Origin of the sequence: Herbaspirillum sp. UBA812 (genome assembly GCF_002296545.1) — a bacterium.
Classification (GTDB): domain Bacteria; phylum Pseudomonadota; class Gammaproteobacteria; order Burkholderiales; family Burkholderiaceae_D; genus Herbaspirillum; species Herbaspirillum huttiense.
Genome location: NZ_DBIC01000065.1, coordinates 1 through 4877 on the forward strand (window position 1 = coordinate 1; position 4877 = coordinate 4877).

The following is a 4877-nucleotide window of genomic DNA, read 5'->3' on the forward strand; positions in this document are numbered from 1 at the left end:
ATTCTTGATCTCGCTTTCATGCGCGACCCAGATCCAGGTCTTGTAGAAGATCTTGTCCATCTCCGCTTCGAAGATGGCCGGATCGGTGTAGAGCGAAGGATCCACCACCGCATCCTGTACCAGATCGGCATAGGATGAATCGGTCTTGCGCGGGTGGAAGCGTAGCGGTGCGTTCATGGCTTTCTCCAGTGGCTTGCAGTCGTTGTCAGTGTTGATTGGGCGAGCTTGTCGGGGCAGTGCGTGTCAGGGGCGTTGCTTGAGTGCCTGTTCCAGATGCAGGCCCAGTGCGCAAATGCGTTCGTCATCGCCCTTGCGGCCGACCAGTTGCAGCCCGGCTTTCAGCGGGCTGCCGGCCATCGGCACCGGGATGCTCAGGGCCGGATGGCCGGACAGGTTGAAGGGCCGTACCAGCGAGGACAGCATCAGCACCGAGGCCCCCTGGCGGATCGCTTCCAGTGTCGGCGGCAGCGACGGCAATGTCGGCAGCAGCAGCGCATCGGCGTCGGCCAGCGCTGCGTCGACTTCGGCGCTGAAGGCGGCGCGCACGGCTTCGGCCTGGGCCACCGCGTCATCGGTGGTGGCGGCGGCGGCCGAGAGGCGTTTCTCGATGTCGGCACCCAGTTTGCCCAGGCCGAGCAGGTGGCCGAAAGCGTCATGCGTCTCGCGATTGATGAGGGTCATGCCGGCCTCGAAGGCAGCGTGCATGTGCTGCGGGGTCCAGACATCGCCTTGCCAGCCGCTGGCGGCGAAGGCCGCAGCGACAGCCTCTGCGATCTGGGGATCGGCCTGCACTGTTACCAGTTTGACGCGGGCCTGTGCTGCCGCTGCGGTAGCGGCAACGCGGTCGAAACCAGGTGCGATGCTGGCCATGGCGCTGATGATGAGATCCATGCTGCGCGCAAAGGGGCCCACGCAATCCAGGCTGCTCACGGCCGGATAGGCCCCGGCGCGGCTGACGCGGCCGAAGCTCGGTTTGAAACCGATCACGCCGCAGCAGGCCGCGGGCAGGCGGATCGAGCCGCCGGTGTCGCTGCCGATGGACATGTCCACCAAGCCCGCGCCCACGGCCGAGGCCGAGCCGCTGGAGGAGCCACCGGTCATGCGGCTTGCGTCCTGTGGATTGACCGCGGTGCCGTTCCAGTCATTGATGCCGGTCATGCCGTAGGCCAGCTCGTGCATGTTGGCGCGGGCGGTGAGCTGCCAGCCGGCATCGAGCAGCTTGCGAACCACGTCGGCGTGCGCTGCAGCCGGCGGCGCGTCGGCCAGGGCGGCGCTGCCGCCGCAAGTGGGCTGGCCGGCGATGTCGATGCAATCCTTGATGGCCACTGTCGGGCCGCTGCCACCGAGGTGAAAACGCGAGAGCAGGGCGTGGCCGGTGCCGGGGACGGTGCGTGCTGAAGTGTTGCTCATCCTGCCGCTCCCAGGCAGGCGATGCGCGCCTGCTGCTGCAGGGCGGCGAGGGCGGCCTGGCCATTGCGCTTGCGCGGCGTCGGCAGGGGAGATGAAGAAGTTGGCTGGGGGCTCATGGCGCATCCGTTCAAATGGGGCCGACCAGGCTGGCAATCCACGTCGGGCGCGGCATGCAGGCGGTTTCCTTGGCTGATGTGAAGCATTCTAAAAGTCGCCTTAAAATAGATCAAATTGATGTAAAATATTTTTCACATAAGCGGCATGGATAGTGATCGCCGCTTTCCTTGATGTGACTCATCGGGCCCAGGCCCCCGCGCGACCCCCTCCGGAGACTGCTATGGCGACCTTCAACAACATGGACCTGAACCTGCTGCGCGTCTTCCAGGCCATTGCCGACGAACGCAGCCTGACCCTGGCCGGCAACCGCCTGCACCTGTCGCAGCCCGCCGTGAGCTATGCGCTCGGACGGCTGCGCCAGATCTTCGATGACCCGCTCTTCATCCGCACCAAGGAGGGCATGCAGCCCACGCCGGCCGCGCTGGAACTGTCCAAGCCCATCAACCGCGCGCTGCAGGCGGTGCAGGATGCGCTGCGCTACACCGAGCGCTTCGACCCGGCCGCCAGTACGCGCGTCTTCCGCGCCTCGATGACGGACGTGGCCGAGATGATGTTCCTGCCGCAGCTGTGCGAACTGCTGACCGCGCAGGCCCCGCAGACGCGCCTGCAGGTGGAGCAGGTGCCGCCGGCGCATCTGGAAGAAGCGCTGCGCACCGGCCAGCTCGACTTCGCCTTCGGCAACCTGCCGGCGCTCAAGGCGGTGACCTGTCATGAACTGCTGTTCCGCGAAACCTATGTCTGCATGATGCGCAAGCGTCCGGCCCTGCCTGCGCGTGAACAACTGCAGCTCGACGAATTCCTGGCGCTCTCGCACGTGCTGGTCGAGTCGGCCGAGAGCAGCCATCACCAGGTCGAGAATTCCTTCCGCAATCTCGGCGTGCAGCGCAAGATCAGCCTGTCGATCCCGCACTTCACGGTGCTGCCGCGCATCCTCGGCAAATCCGACCTGGTGGCCACCGTCCCGGCGCGCATCGCCAAGCTTTTCCACAGTGAGCACCCGGACGTATTCCTCTCCTACGAACTGCCGGTCAAGCTGCCGGCGGTAGACATCACCCTGCACTGGCATCCGGCCTTCGACGCCGACGCCGGCAATACCTGGCTGCGCCAGATCGTCATCGACATGCTGCAGAGCTACGGCCGCAGCAGCTGATCCATTGCGCCGGAAAGCAGAAGGCCCGCCAACGCGGCGGGCCGTTCTCCCTGCCTGCGGGAAGACCACCGGATGTCGGCGGCGGCCTTCCCTCCTCAAGTAGCCCGTACTCAGAAGCGATGACGCATGCCCAGGCGCAGCGCGCTCTGGTTGCCGGTCGACGACTGGATGCCGCCACCGAAGACCGGATACGCGTTGTAGCCCTTGTCGCGGTCATAGACGGCGCCCACGTACAGGTCGGTACGCTTGGAGATCTTGTAGTCCACCGTCGCCACCAGTGCCTGGGCATTGCCCACCCCCTGGTTGCGCTTCTGGAACTGGTAGGCGGCAGCCAGATCCCACAGCGGCGTCAATGCATAGACCGTGCCCAGTTCATAGGTGGTGGCCTTGGCATTGGTGTCGGTGTTCTTGACCTGGGTGATCACGCCGAACGGTGTGAAGGCGCCGATCTGATAGCGCGCACCGCCGCCATAGATGCGGGTGGCGGAAGCGCCGCTGCTGCTCTTGATGTCGGTGTAGGCGAGCGCGCCGCTGAAGGCACCGGCGTCGTATTGGCCGAGGGCGCTGACGGTGCGGCCGGCATTGTTGTTGCCGGCCACTTCACCGAGCCCGAGCATCGCGCCAAAGCTGAAACCGCCGAACCTGGCGCTGTTGTACTTGATGGAATTGTTGGTGCGGTCGCCGCCATAGATGTGGTCGTTGAGCGCCGTGCTGTGCGCCGCATCGGCATGGGTGCCCCAGGCGAAGGAACCGGCTGGCGACAGTGCGCCCATGGCGTACTGGGCACCGATGTTGGCCATGAAGTCATACTGGCGGCCCGCGCTGATGGATCCCCAGTCCTTGCTGCCCAGGCCGACGAAGGACTGGCGGCCGAACAGCAGGCCACCTTGTCCCAGGCTGCCGTCATCGGCACCGAAGCCGGTTTCCAGGGTGAAGAAAGCATTCAGGCCACCGCCCAGATCTTCCGTTCCCTTGAAGCCGATGCGGCTGCCCTGGGCAATGCCGCTGTCCATGCGCAGCAGCGACGCGCCGCCGCCGCCGGTCTTGGCGGCGTTGGAGTAATAGGTCAGGCCGAGATCGATCAGGCCATAGATGGAAACGCTGCTCTGTGCATGTGCCATCCCCGTGCCGGCCGCGAGCAAGGCGGCGGCCAGTAGTTTCTTCTTCATGTGACAAGGCTCCCTGTGGTGTTGCAGTGTGATGGTCGCGCTCCGCACCGGGTGAGGCCGATGCCGAGCGGCGAACGCAGCCGGTAGATGTGGAAGGTCTGCGTGGCGTGCATGACATGTCGTCATGTGGGGCCATCATAGGAAGCGCATTTGCGCCAGATCAAATTGATGCAGCGGATAGATGGAATAAGCCCGATTCATGCACCGGACAGATAAGTCGCCGACTCTCGAATCCGGTGCATGAATCGGCGCGATGACGGGATAATCGTGCAGAACTTCACCACGCGAGTGCGCGCGATCACCAAGGCGGCGCGTCGTACGCGCGACCTAAAGGAATCCCTAGTTGTGGCGTTCCACCAACGGTAGCGTGAAGCAGAAGCGCGTGCCGCGCGTCTCTCCGGGTTGTGCCCAGATATCGCCGCGATGGCGCGCAATGATGTTCTTGCACAGCGCCAATCCGATGCCGTTGCCGCTGACCTTGGAGGAGAAGAAGCCATCGAAGAGCCGTTCGCGGTGGCCGGCATCGATGCCGCGTCCCTCGTCGGCAACGGTCAGCAGGGCATTGCCGGCACTGCGCGCAGTGCTGATGCGCACATGTCTTGCGCCCTCGGGAAACTCCACCATTTCCTCAATGGCGTTGAAGGCGAGATTCAAGATCACCTGGCCGATCAGCACCTTCTCGCAGCTCACCACCAGGGGCTGCGTACCCGGTTCGATGTGCAGGTGGACCTTGCCTTCGGCGGCCTTCATCTCGATGAACCAGCGCACTTCCTCCAGCACGGCGTTGAGGTCGATCAGGCCTTCGCTCTGCTCCAGCCGCACCACGTATTCGCGCACGCTCTTGATGATGGTGGCGGCATGGTCGACCTGGCGTCCGGCGCTCTCCAGCCCCCACACGATCTGTCCGGCCTGTTCGCGCAGGGCCTCGCTCTGCTTGATGCGCAACACCGAGCCTTCGAGGAAATTGCGGATCGCCGCCAGCGGCTGCGACAGCTCGTGCGCGATGGCGGTGGCCATCCCGCCCATGGCAT

The 4877-nt window shown here is 64.8% G+C and carries 4 protein-coding genes and 1 pseudogene; 1 reads left to right on the forward strand and 4 read right to left on the reverse strand.

Annotated features, from left to right (window positions below):
• Together B3873_RS04125 and B3873_RS04130 are read right to left on the reverse strand one after the other, a co-directional pair.
• Window positions 1-177 (reverse strand): annotated as a pseudogene (locus tag B3873_RS04125) (aromatic ring-hydroxylating dioxygenase subunit alpha); the annotation flags it as partial.
• A gap of 66 nt (window positions 178-243) precedes the next feature.
• Window positions 244-1410 (reverse strand): amidase family protein, encoded by a 1167-nt coding sequence (locus B3873_RS04130; protein ID WP_286864181.1) that lies wholly within the window; start codon window positions 1408-1410, stop codon window positions 244-246.
• Between the two features lie 337 nt (window positions 1411-1747).
• Here B3873_RS04130 and B3873_RS04135 point away from each other — a divergent pair, with 337 nt between their 5' ends.
• Complete coding sequence (locus tag B3873_RS04135) at window positions 1748-2677, forward strand: LysR family transcriptional regulator (protein ID WP_121038076.1); 930 nt, start codon at window positions 1748-1750, stop codon at window positions 2675-2677.
• Between the two features lie 110 nt (window positions 2678-2787).
• Here the strand turns inward: B3873_RS04135 and B3873_RS04140 are convergent, their stop codons facing one another.
• On the reverse strand, window positions 2788-3846 hold the full coding sequence (locus B3873_RS04140; RefSeq protein ID WP_286864183.1) for a porin: 1059 nt from the start codon (window positions 3844-3846) through the stop codon (window positions 2788-2790).
• A 339-nt stretch (window positions 3847-4185) separates the two neighbouring features.
• A partial coding sequence (locus B3873_RS04145; RefSeq protein ID WP_286864184.1) for a sensor histidine kinase occupies window positions 4186-4877 on the reverse strand: 692 nt, incomplete at its 5' end.

Bases quoted from the DNA above. Each gene is read 5' to 3' on its own strand.
- B3873_RS04135 (WP_121038076.1), top strand. From the start codon at position 1,748: ATGGCGACCTTCAACAACATGGACCTGAACCTGCTGCGCGTCTTCCAG.
- B3873_RS04140 (WP_286864183.1), bottom strand. From the start codon at position 3,846: ATGAAGAAGAAACTACTGGCCGCCGCCTTGCTCGCGGCCGGCACGGGG.
- B3873_RS04130 (WP_286864181.1), bottom strand. From the start codon at position 1,410: ATGAGCAACACTTCAGCACGCACCGTCCCCGGCACCGGCCACGCCCTG.